We start from the raw sequence: 22,083 nt of genomic DNA, 5'->3' as shown, positions 1-22,083 counted from the left end.
GAGGTCTTCCCCCTCCTCCTGCGGTCAGCCCCGTCACCGCGATGGCGTACTCCCCGTACTCCCCCAGGAGTAACCGGCCGTGGGCGCGCGGCCGACGACCGGTTCCGCGCTACGTCGCGAGCGAGCCGCGGTCGCCCATGACGATCACCGGGTGGTCGGCGGGCAGCAGGGTGTGCAGCAGGTCGACCATGTGGGCGGCCGAGATGCTGACGCAGCCGTGGGTGGGGCCGCCGTGGTCGACGTGGACCCAGATGCCGCCGCCGCGGTTGGCGCCCAGCGGCTGTGTGCCGTCCAGCGGCGACGTGCCCGGGACGCGGTTGTAGTCGATCGCGATGACATAGTCGAAGGCCTCGTCGAGCGGTTCGCCGTCGAAGCCGACGCCGCCCGCCTGGAAGGCCGCGGAGTGGTGGTACGGCAGCTTCGTGCCCGGGTCGGGGTCGAAGCCGCCCGCGTCGCTGAGGGTGAACACCCCGATCGGGCTGTGCAGGTCGCTCGCGTGGTGGCTGGCGGTCCAGCCGTGCAGGGCGTTGTGCGCGGCCCATGCCGCGCCGGGCTGCCAGCGGCCGTTGCCGGTCCTGGTCCACAGGGTGACGACAGTGTCGGGGGAATTCTTCGCCTTGCCCGAGGCGACCAGCACCTGGCGGGTGGCGGCCGGGATCGCCGCGCGGGTCTTGGGACCGAGGCCGGTGATCATCGCCACCGAGCCGTCGGGGGCGGCCGTCGGACTGGCGGCCGCCGCTGCCGCGCCGGGCGCCAGGGCGGCGGTACCGGCCGGTCCGCCGACGGTGTGGCGGCCCGCGGTGTCGGCAGCCGCGGCGCCGGCGTGCCGGGTGACGACCGTGTAGCCGGCGCCCAGCACGGCGAGTCCGGCCACGCCGACGGCCGCCAGGGCCATCACGCGCCGCTTGCGGCGGCGGGGCCGGCGGTGCCGGTTGCGGCTCTGGTCTTCGGCGTCGTCGCTGCGCCGGCCGTCGGCGTCGGGACTGGTCGCGGGTCCGGGCCGGCGGCCGGCGTGTGCGTCGGAGGTTGTGGCAGTCATCGGTACGATCCTCGCAAACACCCGGTTCCCATCCGTCACCCAGCCCCCGCAGACGCCCGTTTCATCCTGCACATCCCTATTTCACACCCCGGCCCCACCGCCGGGATCATGCCTCCTTCAGCAGCTCGGCTGCGAGTTCGTGGGGGTGCCCGAGGGCGAGCAGATGTCCGCCGGACAGCACCTCGACGTCTATGCCGAGCCGTTCGCGTACGACGTCCCGCTGGAATGGCAGCGGGAAGAAGCGGTCGTCGCGGCCCTGAAGGAACCGGGTCGGCACCCGCGGCCAGCCCGCGAGCGGCCATGGCTGGGCGAAGACGGCGGACGGCGGCCCGGACTGCGGGGCCGCCAGCGCCTCCTCGGCCACCTCGGGCGGCACGTCGTGGAAGAAGTCGGCACGCAGGTCGAACTCGGCGTCCGCGCCGCGGCCGGTCGCCTCCGCGTACGCGGATCTGGCTGCGGCCTGTCCGGTGTTGCCCCACCACTCCCCCGCGGTCTCACCGGGCCGCGGCACCATCGCGTTGACCAGCACGATGCGGTCGACCGGGACGCGGTCGCAGATCAGCGGGGCGGAGAAGCCGCCGAGCGACTGGGCGACCAGGACGACGGGCCGGTCGGCGCGGGGCGCCTGGGCCCGGACGGCGGCGACGATCGCGTCCGCGAACGCGTCGAGCCCCGCGGAGTCGTCGGTCGGCAGGTCGACGGTGACCACCGTGTGCCCGCGGTCGCGCAACCGCGGCACGACCAGGTGCCAGTACCAGGCGGTGCCGTCGGCGCCCGGGACGAGGATGTACGTCGCCACGGCCGTCAGACCGCCGCGCGTACGGGCACGGCCGGGGGCTGGCGGCGGAGGAGGATGCCCGGGGCACCTTGCGGAGGCGTCATCAGGCGGTGGTCGGCCATGTGTGCTCCCAACTGTTGAGGTCAATTTAGGTGCTCGCGGGCCGACGGGGGTGCGCTTGGAGGGCGGCGAGTCGCCGAACGCCGCCACTAGGGGCACGGGTTTTGCGGTCGCGCCGAGCGGGTATGGGGCGCGCGACTCTCCGCGGTTCTGTGGGGCGCGGTCAGGGTGTGGTGGCGAAGGTGATGCGGTAGCCGGCCTCGCCGCGACTGGTGAAGGTGCTGGTCGCGTCGTCGTCGACGTAGGAATAGGCGAAGGGTTCGGCCTTCTTGAAGACGGCCGCGTAGTTGACGGGCCATTGGTCGGGGCGGCACTCGGTGCGCGGTGCCCAATGGCCGCGGCAGCAGTACTGGTCGGTGCCGAAAACACCGCAGGGTGACTCGCAGGCGTTGCCCTTGACGCGGAGGGCTGCGGGGCAGTCCACCGGGCGGGTGCAGCCGGCCGCCGAGCAGCCGTCGGCGGAGAGCGGGTCCTTGGTGCTGCCGCCGACGAGGTTGATGTACATCGGCAGGTTGGAGCCGTCGACAAGGCTCACGTCGTAGAAGTCCATGCCGCCCCAGGAGTTCAGGTTGAACTCGGCGAGAGTGGCCGGGATCACCCCGTAGCCGGGGCACTGGAATCTGCCGCCGCAGTCGCCGGTCTCGCAGTGCCCGCGCCCGGCGGCGTCGAAGGCGCAGCCGGTACGGCCCCAGAAGCGCCCGTTCCAGTGGTCGGGGACCCGCACGCTGAGCGTACGGCCGGGGCGCAGCACCCAACCGGTGGTGGTGAGGGCGGGGGTGGCGGTCTGCTCGCCCGAGGCCAGCCAGATGGTCTGCGACAGCCGGTTGACGAAGGTGAAGACCCGGGTGCCGGGTTTCGGCGCGAGCGTCTGCGGCGCCGCAGGGGCCGTCGTGTGCTTCTTCGGCGGTACGGCCGTGCGTGCGGCCGTGCGGATGGCCGTGCGGATGGCCGACGGCGCCGGTGTGCCGCGGGTGGGTGACGGGGTGGGCGCCGCCGCAGAGGTCTTGGGAACCGGCGCGGACGCCGCCGCGGCGGGCGCCGCCGTACGCGCCGCAGCGGCGGGCGGGCCGCCGCCCGGCTGCCGGGCCACGACGACATATGCGGCCACGCACAAGGCGGCGACGACCAGTGCCACCAGACCCAGCGCTCCCGGCCGCCGCCCCCGCTGCCTCGCCCTGCTGCCCATGCCGCCGCCTCCCGCGCTCACTCCCGGTCCGGTCAGGAGACCCGGGCGCACGGGCGCGGATAACAGGAACCGCCTGTCAGGCGTAGACCCGGCCGAACCAGCCGGTCCAGTCGGCGCCGACTCGGTCCGCGTCCGCGCCGGGGGTGAAGTCGTGGACGGCGACGCCGACCGTCGCACCCCAGTGGTTGCGGCCGAAGAAGCGGTACATCGCGTCGCCGGTGCGCAGGCCGAAGAAGTACGGGTCGCGGTGGTCGACCACCGCGGAGACCGGTCCGGCGCCGGGCAGGTCGACGTCGACCGCCGCGCCCTGGGCCGCGTCCGCGGGCAGGCCGAGCGCCCGCCAGGCCCGCTCCAGTGCGTCCGGGGCGCCGGCCTCGGCCGGCCCGTCCACCGCGGACCAGACGGCGGCGCGGCCGTTGAAGTACGCCAGGTACTGGCCGAGGGTGTGCAGGTAGAAGTCGGTGTGGCGGTTGGCGCCGTCGTACTGGTTGTCCCAGTCGTCGACGAAGATGCCGCTGTGCACGTACCGCACCCATGAACCGCCGCCCTCGCGGGGCTCGATGAGGTGGTCGAGCTGGTTGAGGGTCTGCCCGTGCACGCCCTCGGGCGCCTCGGTGCGGGCGGTCAGCCGGTGCGGCGGGTCCCACGCGGTGATGGTGCCGCCGAAGGGCGCGGCCCCGCCGGCCCTCGGCTCGTACTCGCTGGGCCACAGCCAGCCGGCGGCGCCGGTGGTGAGGGCGGCGAAGACCTCCCCGGGGCTCGCCTGGACCTCGAACTCACGGGCGATCTCGAACGGCTTGGACATGGTGCGTCACTTCTCCTCGGGGTCAGGCGTGCTGGGGCGCGTAGACGATGTGGTGGACGCCGGAGCCGAACATCTCGGAGCTGACGACCGTCAGTGCGGTGGCGGGCAGGCCGTCCTGGAAGAGCCGCTTGCCGCGGCCGATCACCACGGGGTCGATGAGCAGGTCGATCCCGTCCACCAGGCCCTGGCCGAGCAGCCACTGGACGAGCGTCGCGCTGCCGGCGACGGTGATGTTCCCGCCGTCCTGCTCCTTGAGCCGGGTGACGGCGTCGACAGGGTCGGCCCCGATGACGGTGGAGTTGTTCCACTCGGCCTTGTCGAGGGTGCGCGAGACGACGTATTTGGCGACGCTGTTCATGTGGTCGCCGCCAGGTTCGTCGGCCATCGCGGGCCAGGCGGCGGCGAAGCCCTCGTAGGTGACGCGGCCGAGCAGCAGCGCGTCGGTGGCGGCCATCTGCGCGCCGACCGTACGGGCCATGTCGTCGTCGAAGTACGGCCCGTGCCACTCGTGGGGCGCCTCCATGACGCCGTCCGCGGTCAGGAACTCGCTGACGATCAGTTTCCTCATGGCGACGGCTCCTCTTTGTCCACGGTCTGCGCGGTGTGCCCGGCCGGCAGGTCGGGGCGGGTGTGCTCCGCCACCGCCGCGGCGGGCTTCACCGAGGGGTGCAGGGCCACGACGATCCGGTGCGGCCGTCCGCCGGGCGCGTCCTCGTCGTGGTATTTGGTGATCAGCGCGCTGACGCCGCGGGTCAGTTCCTCCACGAAGGCGGCCCGTTGGGCAGCGGAGGCGAAGCGCACCTCGCCGTCCAGCGCATAGGTGGCGATCCGCTGTCCTGCCCGGTCGGCGCCGGTGATCAGCGAGCCGATGTCCCTGACCAGCCGCGCGGCGACCGCCAGCAGCCAGCGCGCGGACAGCTGGTCCCGGAAGCGCGCCGGGTCGGGCTGCACGGCGGCCAGCGCCAGCGGCGAGATGACGTACGACGATGCGGTCGCCCGCATCATCCGCTCGGTGACGTTCCCTTTCCTGCGCTCGCCCGCCAACTCGACCAGGCCGTGCTTCTCCAGCGCCTTGAGGTGGTAGTTCACCTTCTGCCGCGGCAGGCCCACCCGCCCGGCCAGCATCGTCGCCGAGGCGGGTCCCGCGGACAGCTCCGCGAGCAGCCGGGCCCGTATCGGATCCAGGGATACGGCAGCCGCCTCGGCGTCCTCGATCACGCTCACGTCCAACATGGCTCCACCGTCTCACCGAACACTTTTTTTGTCCAGAGCAAATAGATTGTCGGTGAGACGGCGGGGCGGGAAGGGGCGTGCGGCTACTCGGCGCGGCGCGGCGGGCCGTCCCCGAAGTCGCGCATCGTCTGCTCCACCAGCGCCGACAGGCGGGTGTGGTGGGCACCGCGCCAGTAGACCCGGCCGCAGCCGGCGCACTCGGCGAAGACGTCGTAGGACTTGCGGGTGCCGTCCGCGAGCCGGTCCCGCACGGACTCCTTGTCGGCCTCCGCCAGCAGGCCGTTGCAGGCCACGCAGCGGGCCCACGGGGCCAGGACGGGCGCGAAGCGGTCCAGGACGTCGCGCAGCTGCTCCTCGGGCCGGTCGCTGTAGACGTAGCCGCCCGCCCACAGCTCGCGGCGGCGCAGCAGGCCGCGGTCACGGGACAGCATCACGCGGCGCTCCTTCGCGGAGAGCGCGGCGAGCGCCGGGTCGCCGATGTCCTCGCTCTCATATGCCGCGTCGACGCCGAGCAGCCGCAGACGGCGGGCCAATGTGCCGAGGTGGACGTCCAGCAGGAAGCGCAGCGGTGCGCCCGGCACCGTTTGCGGGCGGGTCACCGTGCGGACCTCCACGTGCTCGCCGTCCGCCGGTACGTGTCCGGTGGGCACCTCGCGGCCGTCGACGGCCAGAGCGCCGACCTCGGTCAGCGGGATGCCCAGCGATTCCACGACGTGGCCGAGTGAGGAGGAGCCGTCCGTCGTCAGGGTCGTGTGCGCGGCACGGCGGTCGGCGGGGAGGAACAGGTGCAGGTCCGCCGGGATTTCGACGGTCACTTCTGGTCGGGTCACGGCGCCAGAATGCCAGGGTGTGCGGGGCGCGCCGCCTCGTGTCGCGGGGCTCGGGCCGCTTCTCCGGGTGCGGGTCCTGCGGGACCCGTCGCGGGCCTCCCCGCGGGCCTCAGAGCGTGTAGGCCACCGTGACCGGGGCGTGGTCGGACCAGCGGGCGGCGTAGGTCGGGGCGCGTTCCACCGTGGCGGCCGTGGCCGCGGAAGCGAGCTTGGGCGTCGCCATGTGGTAATCGATGCGCCAGCCCGTGTCATTGTCGAAGGCCTTGCCGCGGTAGGACCACCACGAGTACGGGCCCTCTACGCCGGGGTGGAGGCCGCGGACGACGTCCGTCCAGCCGGTCGCAGGGTCGAGGAGGTCGGTGAGCCAGGCGCGTTCCTCGGGCAGGAAGCCGGAGGACTTGCGATTGCCGCGCCAATTGCGCAGGTCGGCTTCCTGGTGGGCGATGTTCCAGTCGCCGCAGACCAGGGCGTGGCCGCCGGTGCGGGCGGCGCGCTCGTGCAGGGCGTCGAGGTGGCCGCGGAATTCCGCCATGAAGCGGTATTTCGCGGTCTGCCGCTCGGTCTCCGCCTCGCCGGTGGGCAGGTACAGGCTGCCGACGGTGAGCCCCGCCGTCGTACCGTCGCCCGGCAGGTCGACCTCGATGTAGCGGCCGGACGCGTCGTATTCGGCCGAGCCGAAGCCGACGCGTACTGCGACGGGCGCCGTCCTGGAGTAGACGGAGACGCCGGCCCGGCCCTTGGTCGCTGCGGGTGCGTGGTAGGCGTGCCAGCCGTCGGGGTCGCGTACGTCGTCGGGGAGCTGGTCGGGTTCGGCGCGGACTTCCTGCAGGCAGACGACATCGGCCGCGGTCTCCGCCAGCCAGGGCAGGAAGCCCTTCCGCGCGGCGGCCCGCAGCCCGTTCACGTTCACGGTGGTCACGGTCAGCACCGGACGGACGATACCCGCAGCAGGCGGAGGGCGGGAAACCACGTCGCACTGGTGTGCGACGGCCATGGGCTGTGACCACGTAATATGGCGATGTGGAGATCAGAAGGACGCGTTACGACGAACCCGCCGCGGTGCGGCTGAACGACCTGGTGCAGCTGGAGTACACCGAGCGTTACGGCGAGGGGGACGCCACCCCGATGGCGGCGGATCACTTCGACCCGCCGCAAGGGCTGTACCTGGTGGCCTACGACGCGGACGGCGAGCCGGTCGCGAGCGGCGGCTGGCGGGCGCAGGACGCCTCGCCCGAGGGGCACGAGGACGGCGACGCGGAGATCAAGCGGATGTTCGTGGTGCGGCAGGCACGCGGGCGGGGGCTGGCCCGGGCGATCCTGGCCGAGCTGGAGGCGAGCGCGGCGGCGGCCGGGCGGACCAGGGTGGTGCTGGAGACCGGGCTGCGCCAGCCGGAGGCGATCGCCCTGTACGAATCCTGCGGCTATGTACCGGTGAAGAAGTTCGGCTACTACCGCGACCAGGACCTCAGCGTGTGCCTGGGCAAGTCCCTGGTCCAGCCGCGGGCCTGAGATCCCGGCGGTGTCAGCGCCGCCGGGAGCCGCGCAGGAAGCGCCCGCACAGCCAGCCGGCGACCAGGGTGGCGAGCAGTGCCTGCCACAGCGGGACGGTGACCTCGGGCACGATCAGCCGGATGCGGACGCTGTGGGTGTTCTCGAAGACGAAGACCAGCGCGAACACCGCGATCACCAGGACGGCGATCCGGCCCGGCGTCAGCCGCTCGCGCAGGCCGCGGCCTGCCGCTCTGTCGGACGTCATGACGACCACCCTGCTCTCGGCTGCCGGTCCCCCGCCGCCCATGATCCCCGGGAACGGTGGCGGGGGCGGGGGCGAACTGCTCCGGACGGGTGACGGCGCGGTCAGGCGTGCAGTTCCTCGTAGACGGCCAGGACGCTGCGGGCCTGCTGCTCGACCTGGTCGGTGACCGGCACCCAGCGCGGGCGGTAGGCGCGCTCGTACGCCTCGCACCATGTGTCGACGAGCCGGGCGACCAGGGGGACGTCCGCGACCTGACGGAGCATGGCGGCGGCGCGCAGCGGGATGCGGTGGGCGTAGACCTCGATGCTGGTCACCCGGGCGGTGGTCATGTCGGGCAGCGGAGCGGCGTCCGGCGCGCGGACGGCGGGGTCCCAGTCGGCGGTGAGCGCGGGGCCGAGGCCGATCAGTTCGCTCACGGTCCGCAGCAGGGCGCAGTCCACCCCCCTGAGCTGCGGGCGTACCGCGTCCAGGACCCGTCCCACGGTGGGCAGGTCGCGGCGCAGGCCGGCGCCCGCGGTGCGCAGGGCGCGGTCGGGGTCGGGGTGCGGGGCGGTGTCGGCGCTGCGGTCGCAGGCCCACATTGGGACCTCGACGATCGCGGTCACACCGTCGTAGCGCCTGGCGTGCACCCAGGTGGAGTGGGCGCCGTCGCCGGCCGCGGGGTCCTCGCAGGGCGGCATCACATAGACGCCGGGGCCGGGGCTCGGCCACTGGAAGGCGTCGGAGGAGCCGCTCTCCAGCGGGATGTCCAGTTCCGCGGCCGACTTGCCGATACGTTCCGGCACTCCGGGCACCTCGCTGGTGAGCTGGACGAAGCTGCCGCCGACGTCGATGCCGTGCAGCGAGCACTGGAGCACCGGCCGCAGCATGTCGAGGACGCCGACCAGGGCGCGGGTCTCCGGCAGCGCGGGACAGGTGTCGTCGTCGTGCGGCAGCCACTCGGGCTGCTCGGCCGTGCAGGGCCGGAAGAAGTGCTCGTAGTGGCCGCGCAGGGTGTAGGGGCCGGACAGCCAGGGCTCGTTGAGCGCGGCGCCGTCCGGGTCGATGCACAGCAGGAAGTGCCAGCTGCTGCCGTCGTCCTCGCCGTGTGCGCGCTGCCGGGCGATGCCGCCGGCCAGCCGCAGCGCCGTGGCGCCGCCCACGGCGGCCTCGTTGGCGTGCGGACCCGCGACCACCAGTACATTGCGACGGCCTTCGCCCACCGAGAGCATCAGCAGCGGCCGGCCGGCCCGCGAACTGCCGACCCTCCCCAGCCGGCAGATCCCCGGATAGCCCAGCGTCAGCGCGCGGGCACCGGCGGTTATCTCATCGGTCGTCGGATAGAGCATCCCCGCCATCCTCGCCACCGCAATCCCCCAGGGGGCCCGGGCACGGAAGGCCGGGCCCCCTTACGACATCGAGTTCGATCCCGTCAGTACGACACGCCCGGCGCAGAGGTGTCAACGGTGGTACAGCGGCTGTTACGCGAACCGCCGCGGGTGCGGTGCCGAATCGACGCGCCCGCGGATCGCGGCAGTGAGCGGGCGCGGCAGCGCCGCAGGGACGACGGCGGGACGGGAGCGCTCCGCGTCCCGGCGCACGACGCAGGCAGGGACGCGATCACCGCGCCTAATGGAAGTAATGCCTTCGCACCATTAGTGTTGGCCGTGGCGGCACCGGCCGCCCTCTGCACGGGGAGGCGTACGCGATCATGCCCGCATTGCAACTGCCGCGAGTGGCACACCGTTTCACCGAGGTCGACGGGCTGCGGATCTTCTACCGGGAGGCAGTGCCCGCCGCCGAGGACGCCCCCGTGCTGCTCCTGCTGCACGGCTTCCCCTCGGCCTCGCACCAGTACCGCCGGCTGATCGACGCGCTCGGCGGCCACTACCGGGTCGTCGCGCCCGACTACCCCGGCTTCGGGTACAGCGACCTGCCCGCGGACAGCGGCTGGACCTTCGACCGGCTCGCAGACACGGTCGAGGGCTTCTGCTTCGCACTCGGCCTGGACCGCTTCACTCTCTACGCCTTCGACTTCGGCGCACCCGTCGGCTTCCGGCTGGCCACCAGGCACCCGGAGTGGGTCGCCGGCCTGGTCGTGCAGAACGGCAACGCCTACGAGGAGGGCCTCAGCGACCTCGCGCGGGGCCTGGTGGCGGAGACGCCCGAGGCCGAGGGGTCGCGGGAGCGGGTGACCGGTCTGCTCACCGCGGAGGTGACCCGCGGCCAGTACGAGGGCGGCACCGCGGACCCGGCGGTCGTGGCGCCCGAGGGCTGGACGCTCGACCAGCACTTCCTCGACCTGCCGGGACGGCACGGCATCCAGCTCGACCTGCTCTACGACTACGGCAGCAATGTGGCGCTCTATCCCCGGTGGCAGGAGTGGCTGCGGCAGCACCGGCCGCCGCTGCTGCTGGTGTGGGGCACGGGGGACGCGTTCTTCACCGAGGCCGGCGCGCGCGCCTTCACGCGGGACGTGCCGGACGCCGAACTGCACCTCTTCCACACCGGGCACTTCGCCCTTGAGGAGCAGGTCGGCGAGATCGCCCCGCTCATCGCGGACTTCCTCGACCGCACGTGGGCCGGTGCACCGGGGTCAGCCGACCGCTGAGTCACGCTACGGAGCCGGCGGCGGCGATCCGGGCGGAGAATCCTTACAGAACACGGACGGTGGCGGTGCTGGACCGCTGGCCCATGGTCACTGTCAGTGGCGGGTGCCAGACTCGTCAGCATGAGCACCGCACCTGTCTCCGTACCGCCGCCGCGTCGGCGGATCCTCGTCGTGGACGACGACCCGACCGTCGCCGAGGTCGTCGCGGGCTATCTCGACCGGGCCGGCTTCGCCGTGGAGCGGGCCGCGGACGGCCCGACCGCGGTCGCCCGCGCGGCAGCCGAGCGGCCGGACCTGGTCGTGCTCGACCTGATGCTGCCGGGCATGGACGGGCTCCAGGTGTGCCGCGCGATACGGGAGGCGGGGCCGCTGCCGGTCGTGATGCTCACCGCGCGGGGTGACGAGGACGACCGCATCCTCGGCCTTGAGGTCGGGGCGGACGACTATGTGACCAAGCCGTTCTCGCCGCGCGAGCTGGTGCTGCGGGTCGAGTCGGTGCTGCGCCGCGCCGGCTCGCCGCCCGCGCCCGGGCCGTGGCTGCGGTCGGGGCCGCTCGCCCTCGACCCGGCCGCCCGCCGGGCGCTGCGGGACGGCACGGAATTGCCGCTGACGATCCGCGAGTTCGACCTGCTGTCCTTCTTCCTCCAGCACCCGGGGCGGGTGCTGGGCCGCGAGGAGCTGATGCGGCGGGTGTGGGGCTGGGAGTTCGGCGACCTGTCGACGGTCACCGTGCATGTGCGGCGGCTGCGCGAGAAGATCGAGGACGATCCGGCCCGGCCGCGGCTGATCAGTACGGTGTGGGGCGTCGGCTACCGCTTCGATCCGGGGCCGCCCGGGGCCGCGGAGGGCGGTGCCGCCGATGCGTGATCTGCTGGTCATCGCCGCGTATGCCGCGGTGGGCGCGGCGGTCGTCGGGCTGCTGGGTGCCGCCGCCCTGCGCCTGCTGCGGAACCGCTCGGTCGCGCTGTCCCTCGCCGTGGTCGCCGTCGTCGCGGTCTGCGCGATGCTGGCCGGGACACTGTCGGTGGCCTGGGCGATGTTCCTGTCGGAGCACGACCTCGGCGTCGTCACCACCGTCTGCGCGATAGCGGCGGCCGTCTCCCTCGGGGTGGCGCTGCTGCTCGGCCGCACGGTCGTGGCCGGCAGCCGGGCGCTTGCCGCGGCGGCGCGCGCCTTCGGTGACGGCGACGCCTTCGCCGCGCCCCCGGGCGCGCCCACGGCCGAACTCGCCGAGCTGGGCCGCGTGCTGGCGGCCACCAGCGCGAAGCTGGACGCCTCCCGGGAGCGGGAGCGCGCGCTTGAGGCGTCCAGGCGCGAGCTGGTCGCCTGGATCTCGCACGACCTGCGCACCCCGCTGGCCGGGCTGCGGGCCATGACCGAGGCGCTGGAGGACGGGATAGCGGCGGACCCCGGCCGCTACCACCGGCAGATCCGCGCCGAGGTCGAGAGGCTCAGCGGGATGGTCGGCGACCTGTTCGAACTGTCCCGCATCCAGGCGGGGGTGCTGGCGCTCAGCCCGGCGCGCATGTCGGTCTACGACCTCGTCGGCGACGCCATCGCCGGTGCGGATCCGCTCGCCGCGGAGCATGGCGTGCGGCTGGTCGGTGAAAGGGTCGAGCGGATACCGATCGAGGTCGACGGCCGGGAGATGACGCGGGTGCTGGCGAATCTGCTGGCCAACGCGATTCGGCGGACGCCGGCGGACGGTACGGTCGCGGTCTCCGCGCTGCGGGACGCCGCGTCCGGGTCGGTGGTGGTGTCCGTGACGGACGGTTGCGGCGGGATTCCGCCGGCCGATCTGCCCCGGGTCTTCGACACGGGGTGGCGGGGCAGCGGGGCGAGGACGCCTCCGGCGGGGGCGGGGCTCGGGCTCGCGATCGTTCGCGGGATCGTGGAGGCGCATCACGGGCGGGCCGCCGTTCACAATGTGCCGGGCGGGTGCCGCTTCGAGGTCGTGCTGCCCCCGGCCGCTCCCTTGCCGGGGGGGCTTTAGGGGGTACGGGCGGTTCGCCCCCGTGCCTGGCCTCCGGCCCGGGTGGGCCTACGGGTGGGCCGTTCTCGGGTGCGTGGGTCCTCGCGCTCCTGGGTGGGTGCCGCTCGCGGTGGCGTCCACCGTGCCGCCGCACGGGGGTTGCGTGCGCAGGTCCCCGCGCGCCCGGGTGAGTGCCACTTACCGTGGGCGTCGCACTTGCCGTGCGCTTCCGCCGGGCGCGCAGTCTACCGCGCACCTCAGGGGGTGCCACGTGCCGTGGCGTACACCGTGCCGCCACGCCGGAGTTGCGCGCGCGGTTCCCCGCCCCCCAGGTCGGTGCCACTCGCGGTACGCCTCGCGCTTGCCGTGCGCTGCGGCCGGGCGCGCAGTTCCCCGCGCGTCTGGGTGGGTGGCACTTGCCGTGGTGCCGCCGTGCCGGCGGGGGTCAGTGCAGGGCGGGGGTGTCGAGGGTGAGGGTGGCCGTGGTCGTGTCGAGGGTCGCGGGAAGGCCGAGGGGGATCGTCAGGGCGGCGTCGCAATGGCCGAAGCCGAGGTCTTCCAGGATCGGGACGCCGAGCGGGGCCAGGCGGTCGAGGAGCAGGGCGCGCACCTCGTCGTAGGGGCCGCAGTCCTCCCAGGAGCCGAGGGCGATCCCGGCGACCCCGTCGAGCCATCCGGCGCGCAGGAGTTGGGTGAGGAAGCGGTCGAGGCGGTACGCCTCCTCGCCGACGTCCTCCAGCAGCAGGATGCCGCCCGCGGCCGACGGACGGCCCGACCGCGTACCGAGGTCGGAGGCCAGCAGGCTCAGGCAGCCGCCCAGGACGACGCCCGCGGCCCGGCCGGGCACGAGTGCGCGGGGGGCCGGTGCGTGCAGCACCTGGACGTCCTCGGGCGTGAAGAGGGTGCGGCGCAGGTGCTCCTGGCCGGCCGGGTCGGTGAGGAAGCCCGGGGTGCCGGGCATCGGGCCGTGCAGGGTGGCCACGCCGAGTCGGGTGGCGAAGGCCTGGTGCAGCACGGTGATGTCGCTGTAGCCGAGGAAGACCTTCGGGGCGGCCTGCCGCATGGCGTCCCAGTCCAGCAGGTCGGCCATCCGCTGGGTGCCGTAGCCGCCGCGGGCGCAGATCACGGCGGCCAGGTCCGGGTCGCACCAGGCGTCGCGCAGGTCGTCGGCCCGCGCCTGGTCGGCCCCCGCGAGGTAACCGCAGGGGTGGCCGTCCAGGACGTGCGGGGCGACGACCGGCTCAAGGCCCCAGCCCCGCAGCACGTCGAGCCCGGCGTCCAGCACGTCCGGCGCCACGGGACCGGCGGGCGCCACGACGCCGACCCGGTCCCCGGCCGCCAGCCGCCGCGGCCTGACGAGCCCGGCCGCGGCGGGGTGGACCGGGGTGGAGGTCCCGCTCACGGCGTCAGGTCGAGCACCGGCACCCCTGGCGGGGTGAAGCCGAAGACCTGGCCGTAGAGGGAGAGTTCGGCCTCCAGGCAGGTCACCAGGGTGTCGAGGCGGCGGAAGCCGTGGCTCTCGCCGGGGAAGGCGAGGTAGGCGTGCGGGATGCCGCGGCCGGTGAGGGCGGCGAGGAAGCGGTCGCACTGGACGGGCGGGCAGATGACGTCGTCCAGGCCCTGCATCAGCAGGAAGGGCGCGGTGATGCGGTCGGCGTGGTGGACCGGGGAGCGGTCGTGGTAGCGCTCGGGGACCTCGGTGTGCGGGCCGATGAGGGATTCGAGGTACCAGGACTCGAAGTCGTGGGTCTCGCCGCCGGCCGGCGACCAGCCGGCCAGGTCGAGGATCGGGTAGCTGATCGCGCCGCAGGCGAAGGCCGTGGTGGTGGTCAGCGCGGCTGCGGTGGTCCAGCCGCCGGCGCTGCCGCCGCGGATGCCCAGCCGCGCCGGGTCGGCGGCTCCCTCGGCGACCAGGCCCTCGGCGACGGCGACGCAGTCCTCGACGTCGACGACGCCCCACTGTTCGCGCAGCCGGTTGCGGTAGGCGCGGCCGTAGCCGGTGGAGCCGCCGTAGTTGACCTCGGCGACGCCGATGCCGCGCGAGGTGAAGTAGGCGATCTCCAGGTCGAGGATCATGGAGGTGCGGCTGGTGGGTCCGCCGTGCACCCAGATGACATACGGGGCCGGCCCGGTGGCGATGTGCTCGGGGTGGCGGGGGGCGTAGACGTGGGCGTGCACGTCGCGTCCGCCGGGTCCGGTGAAGACCCGGTCCTGGGCCTCGGGGAGGTACGCGGGGTCGACGGCGTCGTGGTGGGGGTTGCCGAGGACCCGGGTGCGGCCGGTGGCGGCGTCGAGTTCGACGATCTCGGGCGCGCTGCGGGCGCTCGCGGCGAGGCCGATGACGCGGCTGCCGGTGGCGGCGAGGGTGCCGCCCCACTCGGTCCAGTGGCCGGGGGCGTCGGTGAGCCGGCCGCTCGCGGGGTCGAGCAGCGCGAGCCTGGCGGCGCCGACGCCGTGCAGGACGGCGACCAGGCCGTGGTCGAGCGGAGCGAACCAGCGCTGCCCGATCTTCCACAGCGGCCCGGCGAATTCCTCGTCGCGCGGGCACAGGTTGACGGCGTCGCCGGTCGCCGGGTCGACGCGGTACAGATTCCACCAGCCGGTGCGGTCGGTGGCGGCCAGCAGGGTGCCGTCGGCGGCCCAGTCGGCCTGCGAGACGGCTTCGTCGGGGCCGCCGATGAGGGTGCGGGCCGGGCCGAGGGTGCCGTCGGAATGTACGTCGGCGACGCGCAATTCCGTGCCGTCCCAGGGCATCCGCGGGTGGTCCCAGGCCAGCCAGACGGCCTGGCCGCCGTCGGGCGACAGCCGCAGGCCGGTGATGAAGCGGTGGGCGGCGGGGGCGAGTTCGCGGACGGCGTCACGGTTGTCCGCGGCGGCGCCGTCGAGCGGGACGGCGGTGTGCACCCGGCGCAGGTCGCCGGGGCCTTCGCCGGTGAATTCCTCCAGGACCGCCCATACTTCACCGCGCTCGGGGCGCACGGCGGGCTCCGCCCAGCGCAGTCCGCCGCCGACGGCGGAGACCGGGGTGAGCGGATACGGCGGGTCCTGCGGCCGGTCGGGCCGGAAGGCGTAGAGCCGCTGGTCGAGGTGGTGGGCGAAGACGATCAGCGGGGAGCCGTCGACGAGGGCGCCGGCCCAGGGGGTGCCGCCGTATTCCATGACACGGTTGCGGACGTTCCAGGGCGCGGGCAGCGGGCATTCCTCGGTGCCGTCCGGGCGGCGCCTGATCAGCGCGCGCCGGCCGCCTTCCGCGGGGCGCGGCGCGGTCCACCACAGGTCGTCGCCGACGATGCCGATGCTGTCGGGGCTGCCGTCGTGGGAGGCGGCGGTGGCCGCGTCGATCGGCGAGGGCCAGCTGCCGTAGCGGGCGTCCTGCTGCGTGGCCGTGGTCATACGGACTCCTCCGTCGCGGTGCCGCGCAGGAACCGGTCGAGCACGCGTACGCCGAAGTGCAGCGCGTCGACGGGGACGTGCTCGTCCACCCCGTGGAAGAGCGCCGGGTAGTCGAAGCCGGGCGGGAGCCGCAGCGGCGAGAAGCCGTAGCCGGTGATGCCGAGCCGGGAGAACTGCTTGGCGTCGGTGCCGCCGGACATGCAGAACGGCACGGCGACCGCCCCCGGGTCGAAGTGTTCGAGGGCCTCGCGCATCGCGGCGAAGGACGCGGAGTCGACCGGCGCTTCGAGCGGCACCTCGTGGTGGTGGTAGTTCCAGCGCACGTGCGGCCCGGTGAGCCGGTCCATGGTGCTGGTGAACTCGTCCTGGCCGCCGGGCACGACGCGGCCGTCGATGTACGCGGTGGCGGTGCCGGGGATGACGTTGACCTTGTAGCCGGCCTGCAGCATCGTCGGGTTGGCGCTGTTGCGGACGGTGGGCCGCACGAAGGCCGCGGCAATACCGAGCTTGTCGAGCAGCGTGTCGACGTCGTCGAGGTCGGCGGGGACGCCGTAGAGCGCGGCCAGTTCGGTGAGGGCGGACCGTACGGTGGCGGTGAGGCGGACCGGCCAGCGGTGCTCGCCGATCCTGGTGACGGCGGCGGCCAGGTGGACGACGGCGTTCTCGTGGTTGATCTTCGAGCCGTGGCCCGCCCTGCCGTCCGCGGTCAGCTGGAGCCACGCGGTGCCGCGCTCGCCGGCCGCGACCGGGTAGATGCGCAGCCCGTTGTCGGCGTGGACGGTGTAGGCGCCGGACTCGCTGATGCCCTCGGTGCAGCCGGCGAAGAGGTCGGCGTGCTCGGCTGCGAGGTAGCCCGAGCCGTAGGCGGCGCTGTCCTCCTCGTCGGCGGTGAAGGCGAGCACGATGTCGCGGGGCGGGCGCCGGCCGGCGCGGGCCCAGGCGCGGACGCAGGCGAGCACCATCGCGTCCATGTTCTTCATGTCGATGGCGCCGCGGCCCCACACGACGCCGTCGCGGACCTCGCCGGAGAAGGGGTGCACGGTCCAGTCGTCGGCCTGCGCGGGCACCACGTCGAGGTGGCCGTGCACCAGCAGCGCGTCGGCCGACGGGTCGGTGCCGGGGATTCTGGCCACCACATTGCTGCGGCCCGGCGTCTTCTCCAGCAGGGCCGGCTCGATGCCGACCTCGGCGAGGCGCTCGGCGACGTATTCGGCGGCGATCCGCTCGTTGCCGTCGCCGCCGCCGCGGTTGGTGGTGTCGATCCTGACCAGGTCGGAGGTGAACCGCACCACCTCCTCCAGCGCCACGTCGTCGACCACCGGGGCGCCGTGCTCGTGCGAGGCCTCCACGGACCGATCAGCCATACTGCTCCTCCACCGCCTGGGACACGAGAGTCGTCACGGCCTTGAACGCGCGCAGGGCCGCGTACATCGTCGGCAGGGTATACGCCACCCGCCGCTCCCCGGTCTGCTCCACCCCGGGGATCACGGTGGCCGCGCCCACCAGGTGCCACGCGTCGAATTCCAGCTCGACGGTGAACGGCCCGGCCTGCGCGGGTTCGTGCCGCACGGCCAGCGCCGCGGCCTGCTGGGCCGCGGCGCGGATGTCGGCGGCCGTCCTGGCGGGCGGCCGGCAGACGGCGGCGTAACGGGACACGTAGTCCTTGACGGCGACCGTACGGGCCTGCGGCGCGTAGCCGTGCGCGTCGACGCCGGTGCGGTCGTCGCCGGTCACCAGGACGACGGGGACGCCGTATTCGGCGACGACCAGGGCATTGAGCCGGCCTTCGCTCGCGGGCTCGCCGTCGACCCACACACCGGTGATCGAGTTGGCGAGGTAGGTGTGGGCGAGGACGCCCTCGGTGCCGGCGCCGGTGTGGTAGCCGACGAAGGCGATGCCGTCGACGTCGCCGTGCTGGACGCCCTCGACCATGGACAGCTCCTTGTGCCGCCCGGTGAGCATCTGGGCGCGCTCGTCGAGCTGCTCGAGGAGCAGGTTGCGCATGGTCCAGTGGGCCTCGTTGATGAGCACCTGGTCGATGCCGCCGTCCATGAAGCCGGCGACGGCCGCGTTGACGTCGGAGGTGAACATATGGCGGCAGCGCTGCCACTGCTCGGTGCCGGGCAGGACGTCGGCCGGCCAGGTCACACCGGTGGCGCCCTCCATGTCAGCCGAGATGAGGATCTTCCGCATGCCGGATCACACTACGCGGCCAGTCCGGCGACCAGCCACAGGGAGGGGACCTCGATCCGTGTGCCGTCCGGCCGGAATTCGGTGGTCAGCAGCGGCTCCTCGCCCGCGGCCAGCACGTCGAGGCCCGCGGCGGTGAAGTAGCCGGGCAGCGCGGCGTCCTGGACCTCGCCGGGCGCGATGCCGTGCGCGAGGACCGCGCCGAGCTTCGGCGGCGGCCCGGCGGGGTCCTGGGCGAGGTCCAGGAGCAGGCCTTTGCACGCCTCGGCCAATTCCACCGCGAAGACCCGGCCGCGCTGCCCGGTGAGGGTGGCGATGCCGTCCACCAGGCGGCTGCGGTCGGCGGTGTCGCTCTGGTGCAGCACGCCGCGCATATAGATGTTGGCGTCGCCCCATTCCGCGTGCAGCGCGCGGACCGCGTCGGTGTCGACGGCGTCCAGCTGCTGGTAGGCGGCGAGGCCGTGCGGGTCGTCCCGACTGGCGCGCGCGACGGCCGCGTGCGCCAGGTCGACGCCGACGACCCGCCGGTAGCGGCCGGCCAGGAAACGGGTCTGCGTGCCGTTGCCGCAGCCGAGGTCCACCAGCGGCAGGCCCGGGTCGAAGTGCGCGGCGAAATGGCGCAGGTGCCGCTCGGCCGTCTGCGCCGGGTCGGCGTCCCACAGGACACCCCCCGGCTCGTACGGCGCGTCCTCCCAGAAGCTCTCCCACACCCGCGCGTACCGCTCGGAGACGTTCACACGTACTCACCACTCCCCACGTCGTGATCGTACGAAAACACAGCGGGCCGCCGCGGCCGGCCGGGAGCCTCAGCTCGTTCGGCGGGCCGGCAGCGCCTGCTCGAACCACACGGTCTTGCCCTGCGCCGACCGGCTGGTGCCCCATTCGCGGGCCAGCCGGCTCACTATCCGCATCCCGCGCCCGTACTCGTCCTCGGGACCCGCGCCGAGCAGCACCGGCACCCCGTGGTCGTCGTCGGAGACCTCCACCAGCAGGGCGTCGGCGCGCACCACGCGTAATCCCACCGGCCGGGCGTGCGCGTGCCGTACGGCGTTGGTGACGACCTCGCCGACCAGCAGCTCCGCAGTCTCGCTGCCCTCGGCCAGGTTCCACGCCCGCAATGTGCCGCGGACCAGGGATCTGGCCCTGCGCACCTCGCGACGCCGCCGACACGCTGACGCGTGTACACGCGGGCGTTGTCGAGTACGCGCCCGGCGCGGGCGGCCAGCTCCGCGCCGGTGACGCGGTCCATGGCGTTGAACGCCGGGCGTTCGCGGTGCCGCAGCAGGATCATGAAGCCCAGCACCAGGTCGCGGGCCTTGAGCGGGAGCACCAGAATCGAGCGGTCGGTGATCAGCGGGCCGATGTCGCGCCGGGGGAAGAGCGCGGCGAGGGCACGGCCCGCCTGCTCGCCGATGCGCGGCAGCATCACCGGTTCGCCGGTGGCCGTGCACTGGAGGAACGGGGACCGCGCGGGAAAGGCCGCTGTCCAGCGGATTCATGCTGGGCATGATCTCCGGCAGCCGCTTGGCGAGCCCCTCCGCGCCGGCGAATTCGGTGTGCAGGGCGAAGCCGGGCGCGATCCGCCCGCGGGCCTCGGCCGGTGCGTCGTCGTCGCCGGGCAGCACCCGGGCGGCGTCTGCGGCCAGGACGAGCAGCCGCTCGGGCCCCGGGCCGATCAGCGGATAGGCCCACCACAGCACGTCGAGGGCGCCGTCCTGCGCCGTGTCCCGCTCCGGCTCGTAGAGCCGGGCGCGCCCCGCGGGCGGATAGGCCGCGCCGCCGCCCGAGGGGAAGCCGACGGCCTGCCACGCGGCGCCCTCCAGGGCACCGACCACCGGCAGCAGATCGGCCGCGGGGCGGCCCACCGCGTCCCGGCGGGAGCGGCCGAACAGCTTGCGGGCGCCCGTGCTCCAGTGCGAGACCGCGCCTGCGGCGTCCACCACGATCACCGCGAGCGGCATCCGGCCGGAAAGCCCCGTCGGATCAGGGCGGTCCATCGTTCGCTGGGCTCCTTCCCCTGGCTGTCGCCGACCCCGTCCCAGCGGGCGGGCGCACTCGTCCGGTACAAGATCTGCGGTGCCGATACCACGGTACGGCCGGGGCGGGGTGCCCCGGGAGGCAACGGGCGAATCCGGGCGCACGCCCGCGCGCGAGCAACCATGCGGGCCGTGCTAGCGTCCAAACTCTGTGTTCGAACTCTGATCCGAGCCGGTCACGGGTGGGGGTTCGATCCCCGCCGGGAGTTTGCCGGCCGGGACACCCGCACCATTCCCCGCCCCCCGGAAGAGGCCACGTGACGACCTGCCAGCCTGCGCAGGTTTCCGCACCCCGGAAGCCCAAGGCCCTGCTGCGCCGGGTGAATGTACGCCACCCCGTCGTGGTGGCGACGGCGCTGGCCGCCGTGCTGCACGTGCTGTGGGCGTTCTTCCTGGCCAAGGACTCCGGGGACATGGCCGCGCAGTACGCCTGGACCGACTTCATACGGGCGCATCCCGCGGCCTCGTACAACCTGTCCTGGTACGGCGGGATGCACCCCGCCTCGTACAGCATCCTGTCGCCGTACATCATGGCGGCGCTGGGGGTGCGGACCACCGCGGTGATCGCGGGCACGCTGTCGGCGACGGTCGGCGCGGCACTGCTGATGCGGGGCGGCATCCGCCGTCCGATGGTGCCGGTTCTGTGGACGACGTTCGCCCTTTGGTGTGACGTCGTTTCCGGCCGGGTCACCTTCGCGCTCGGCATGCTCTTCGCGATGGTCGCCGCCCTGGTGCTCTTTCCCGCCGCCCCTGACGCGCGCGGCCGCTCGCCCCGGCTGGCCACCGCGGTGGCGATGACCGCGCTCGCGACCATGTGCAGCCCGGTGGCCGGCCTCTTCATGCTGGTCGTGGCGGCGGCTCTGTTCCTGACCGGCCGCAAGGCTGACAGCTACGTGCTGGCCGTGGTGCCGCCGCTGGTGGTCGGCGCGACCTCGCTGCTCTTCCCCTTCTACGGAGTGCAGCCCTTCGCCTGGTACTTCGCGATCATCCCGTTCGCCGTCACACTGGTGACGGCCCTCGTGGTGCCCAAGGCCTGGCGCGAGATGCGCGCAGGCTCCTGGGTGTACGCCGTCGGCGTCGCCATGACCTGGGTGATCCCGTCGCCCATCGGCAGCAACGTGGAACGCCTCGCGCTGCTCTTCGGCGGCACGGTGCTGCTGCTGGTGGCCCGCAGCAGCCACTGGACCGGGCGGCGCCTGGTGGCGCTGTGGCTGGCCTTCGCAGGGGTGGCGGGCTGGCAGATCACCAAGCCGATCGTGGACCAGGTGAACACCTCGGCGGTCGGCTCCACCGTCCGGCACGCGCCGCCGCTCATCGCCGAACTGAAGAAGCTGCACGCGGACAAGGGCCGCATCGAGGTCGTACCGCTGCGCTCGCACTGGGAGGCGTCGGGCCTGTCGCCCTACTTCAACCTGGCCCGCGGCTGGAACCGGCAGGCCGACGTCGAGCGCAACCCGCTCTTCTACGACGGCACACTGGCCCCCGACAGCTACAAGGCGTGGCTGCAGCACTGGAGCGTCTACTACGTGGTGCTGCCGTCCGACCAGCCGGACGGCGCGGCTGTCGCCGAGGCGAAGCTCGTACGGTCCTCCCCCGCGTGGCTGACGCCGGTGTGGAACGACGCGAACTGGCAGGTCTTCCGGGTCTCCGCGGATGTCGACCCGCTCGCCGACCCGCCGGCCGCCGTCGCGGAGGCCGGGCCGGCCGAGCTGACCGTCACCATGCCGCGTGCCGGGTCGGTGCTGCTGCGGATCCCCTGGTCCCCGGTGCTGGGGATCGAAGGTGCGGACGATAATCGGCACGGGTGTTTGATGCCGGACGGTGAGTGGACGCGGCTCAATGTCCCGGCCGCCGGTACGTACCGGATCGGCGGTACGTACGCCGTCATCCGGGGCACGCAATGCCCCAAACCCCAGCAGTAGCCCTTCCCGGGCGGCTGGATTCCGCGGCTCCCTCACGGCAAGGGGGTACGCCTCCGCTGGCGCGGGCCTGAGGGCGCCGGCTGCGTCGGCGGGTGCGCGCTTCCGCCGGGGACGGGGGCTGTGGGGTTCGCTTCGGCAAGGGGGTGCCCGCCAGGGGCCCGGGGAACGGCGCGAGCAACCCACCACCGGCCGGTGGTCCGGAGCGGACCGAAGAGACCCTTCGGGTCGGTGGT

The 22,083-nt window shown here is 73.7% G+C and carries 20 protein-coding genes and 2 pseudogenes; 5 read left to right on the top strand and 17 right to left on the bottom strand.

Features of this window, described 5'->3' with window-relative positions; all coding sequences use genetic code 11:
- Positions 1 to 109 precede the first annotated feature (109 nt).
- From V7E46_RS06715 to V7E46_RS06680, 8 genes are all read right to left on the bottom strand, one after another.
- Positions 110 to 1,039: a L,D-transpeptidase family protein gene (locus tag V7E46_RS06715; protein WP_333767549.1), complete on the bottom strand. Its 930-nt coding sequence runs from the start codon at positions 1,037 to 1,039 to the stop codon at positions 110 to 112.
- A 106-nt stretch (positions 1,040 to 1,145) separates the two neighbouring features.
- On the bottom strand, positions 1,146 to 1,838 hold the full coding sequence (locus tag V7E46_RS06710; RefSeq protein ID WP_333767548.1) for an alpha/beta fold hydrolase: 693 nt from the start codon (positions 1,836 to 1,838) through the stop codon (positions 1,146 to 1,148).
- Between the two features lie 262 nt (positions 1,839 to 2,100).
- Positions 2,101 to 3,123, bottom strand: coding sequence for a thaumatin family protein (locus V7E46_RS06705; RefSeq protein ID WP_333767547.1), 1,023 nt, complete (start codon positions 3,121 to 3,123; stop codon positions 2,101 to 2,103).
- A gap of 76 nt (positions 3,124 to 3,199) precedes the next feature.
- A complete protein-coding gene (locus V7E46_RS06700) occupies positions 3,200 to 3,928 on the bottom strand; it encodes an SRPBCC family protein (protein WP_333767546.1) in 729 nt (242 codons plus the stop codon).
- A gap of 22 nt (positions 3,929 to 3,950) precedes the next feature.
- Complete coding sequence (locus tag V7E46_RS06695) at positions 3,951 to 4,496, bottom strand: dihydrofolate reductase family protein (protein ID WP_333767545.1); 546 nt, start codon at positions 4,494 to 4,496, stop codon at positions 3,951 to 3,953.
- Complete coding sequence (locus V7E46_RS06690) at positions 4,493 to 5,161, bottom strand: ArsR/SmtB family transcription factor (RefSeq protein ID WP_333767544.1); 669 nt, start codon at positions 5,159 to 5,161, stop codon at positions 4,493 to 4,495. The genes V7E46_RS06695 and V7E46_RS06690 overlap by 4 nt, the downstream gene beginning before the upstream one ends.
- Before the next feature lie 83 nt (positions 5,162 to 5,244).
- Positions 5,245 to 5,991: a Mut7-C RNAse domain-containing protein gene (locus tag V7E46_RS06685; protein WP_333767543.1), complete on the bottom strand. Its 747-nt coding sequence runs from the start codon at positions 5,989 to 5,991 to the stop codon at positions 5,245 to 5,247.
- A gap of 109 nt (positions 5,992 to 6,100) precedes the next feature.
- The gene (locus tag V7E46_RS06680) at positions 6,101 to 6,919 is read right to left on the bottom strand and encodes an exodeoxyribonuclease III (RefSeq protein ID WP_333767542.1); all 819 of its coding nucleotides are present in this window, start codon (positions 6,917 to 6,919) and stop codon (positions 6,101 to 6,103) included.
- A 92-nt stretch (positions 6,920 to 7,011) separates the two neighbouring features.
- Here V7E46_RS06680 and V7E46_RS06675 point away from each other — a divergent pair, with 92 nt between their 5' ends.
- Positions 7,012 to 7,500, top strand: a complete 489-nt coding sequence (locus V7E46_RS06675) for a GNAT family N-acetyltransferase (RefSeq protein ID WP_333767541.1) — start codon at positions 7,012 to 7,014, stop codon at positions 7,498 to 7,500.
- 13 nt (positions 7,501 to 7,513) lie between these two features.
- On the opposite strand, the gene V7E46_RS06670 is transcribed toward V7E46_RS06675, so the two are convergent.
- Both V7E46_RS06670 and V7E46_RS06665 read right to left on the bottom strand, forming a co-directional pair.
- The gene (locus V7E46_RS06670) at positions 7,514 to 7,747 is read right to left on the bottom strand and encodes a DUF1049 domain-containing protein (protein ID WP_329173498.1); all 234 of its coding nucleotides are present in this window, start codon (positions 7,745 to 7,747) and stop codon (positions 7,514 to 7,516) included.
- Positions 7,748 to 7,848: 101 nt separating this feature from the next.
- Positions 7,849 to 9,075 (bottom strand): M14 family zinc carboxypeptidase, encoded by a 1,227-nt coding sequence (locus V7E46_RS06665; RefSeq protein WP_333767540.1) that lies wholly within the window; start codon positions 9,073 to 9,075, stop codon positions 7,849 to 7,851.
- A 386-nt stretch (positions 9,076 to 9,461) separates the two neighbouring features.
- On the opposite strand from V7E46_RS06665, the gene V7E46_RS06660 reads away from it, so the two are divergent.
- From V7E46_RS06660 to V7E46_RS06650, 3 genes are all read left to right on the top strand, one after another.
- The gene (locus tag V7E46_RS06660; protein ID WP_333767539.1) at positions 9,462 to 10,337 is read left to right on the top strand and encodes an alpha/beta fold hydrolase; all 876 of its coding nucleotides are present in this window, start codon (positions 9,462 to 9,464) and stop codon (positions 10,335 to 10,337) included.
- Between the two features lie 120 nt (positions 10,338 to 10,457).
- On the top strand, positions 10,458 to 11,204 hold the full coding sequence (locus V7E46_RS06655; RefSeq protein ID WP_329173502.1) for a response regulator transcription factor: 747 nt from the start codon (positions 10,458 to 10,460) through the stop codon (positions 11,202 to 11,204).
- Positions 11,197 to 12,330 carry a sensor histidine kinase gene (locus V7E46_RS06650; RefSeq protein ID WP_333767538.1) on the top strand — a complete coding sequence of 378 codons (1,134 nt, stop codon included), beginning with the start codon at positions 11,197 to 11,199 and terminating at the stop codon, positions 12,328 to 12,330. Before V7E46_RS06655 ends, V7E46_RS06650 begins: the two co-directional genes overlap by 8 nt.
- A gap of 424 nt (positions 12,331 to 12,754) precedes the next feature.
- Here V7E46_RS06650 and V7E46_RS06645 read toward each other — a convergent pair whose 3' ends face one another.
- The 7 genes and pseudogenes from V7E46_RS06645 to V7E46_RS06620 all read right to left on the bottom strand — a co-directional run.
- On the bottom strand, positions 12,755 to 13,711 hold the full coding sequence (locus V7E46_RS06645) for a S66 peptidase family protein (RefSeq protein WP_333767537.1): 957 nt from the start codon (positions 13,709 to 13,711) through the stop codon (positions 12,755 to 12,757).
- The gene (locus tag V7E46_RS06640) at positions 13,708 to 15,702 is read right to left on the bottom strand and encodes a prolyl oligopeptidase family serine peptidase (protein WP_333767536.1); all 1,995 of its coding nucleotides are present in this window, start codon (positions 15,700 to 15,702) and stop codon (positions 13,708 to 13,710) included. The genes V7E46_RS06645 and V7E46_RS06640 overlap by 4 nt, the downstream gene beginning before the upstream one ends.
- Positions 15,699 to 17,066 (bottom strand): M20/M25/M40 family metallo-hydrolase, encoded by a 1,368-nt coding sequence (locus V7E46_RS06635; protein ID WP_333767535.1) that lies wholly within the window; start codon positions 17,064 to 17,066, stop codon positions 15,699 to 15,701. The genes V7E46_RS06640 and V7E46_RS06635 overlap by 4 nt, the downstream gene beginning before the upstream one ends.
- A complete protein-coding gene (locus V7E46_RS06630; protein WP_333767534.1) occupies positions 17,059 to 17,895 on the bottom strand; it encodes a M55 family metallopeptidase in 837 nt (278 codons plus the stop codon). Before V7E46_RS06630 ends, V7E46_RS06635 begins: the two co-directional genes overlap by 8 nt.
- An 11-nt stretch (positions 17,896 to 17,906) precedes the next feature.
- Positions 17,907 to 18,629, bottom strand: a complete 723-nt coding sequence (locus tag V7E46_RS06625) for a class I SAM-dependent methyltransferase (protein WP_333767533.1) — start codon at positions 18,627 to 18,629, stop codon at positions 17,907 to 17,909.
- A 69-nt stretch (positions 18,630 to 18,698) separates the two neighbouring features.
- Positions 18,699 to 19,037 (bottom strand): annotated as a pseudogene (locus V7E46_RS33835) (ATP-binding protein); the annotation flags it as partial.
- 26 nt (positions 19,038 to 19,063) lie between these two features.
- Positions 19,064 to 19,889: pseudogene (locus tag V7E46_RS06620) on the bottom strand (PAS domain-containing protein); the annotation flags it as partial.
- A 296-nt stretch (positions 19,890 to 20,185) separates the two neighbouring features.
- On the opposite strand from V7E46_RS06620, the gene V7E46_RS06615 reads away from it, so the two are divergent.
- Complete coding sequence (locus V7E46_RS06615; protein WP_333767532.1) at positions 20,186 to 21,850, top strand: MFS transporter; 1,665 nt, start codon at positions 20,186 to 20,188, stop codon at positions 21,848 to 21,850.
- Positions 21,851 to 22,083 lie beyond the last annotated feature (233 nt).

The sequence above is a fragment of the Streptomyces sp. IBSBF 2435 genome, assembly GCF_036815005.1.
Classification (GTDB): Bacteria; Actinomycetota; Actinomycetes; order Streptomycetales; family Streptomycetaceae; genus Actinacidiphila.
This window is presented reverse-complemented; position numbering and strand designations above follow the sequence as displayed.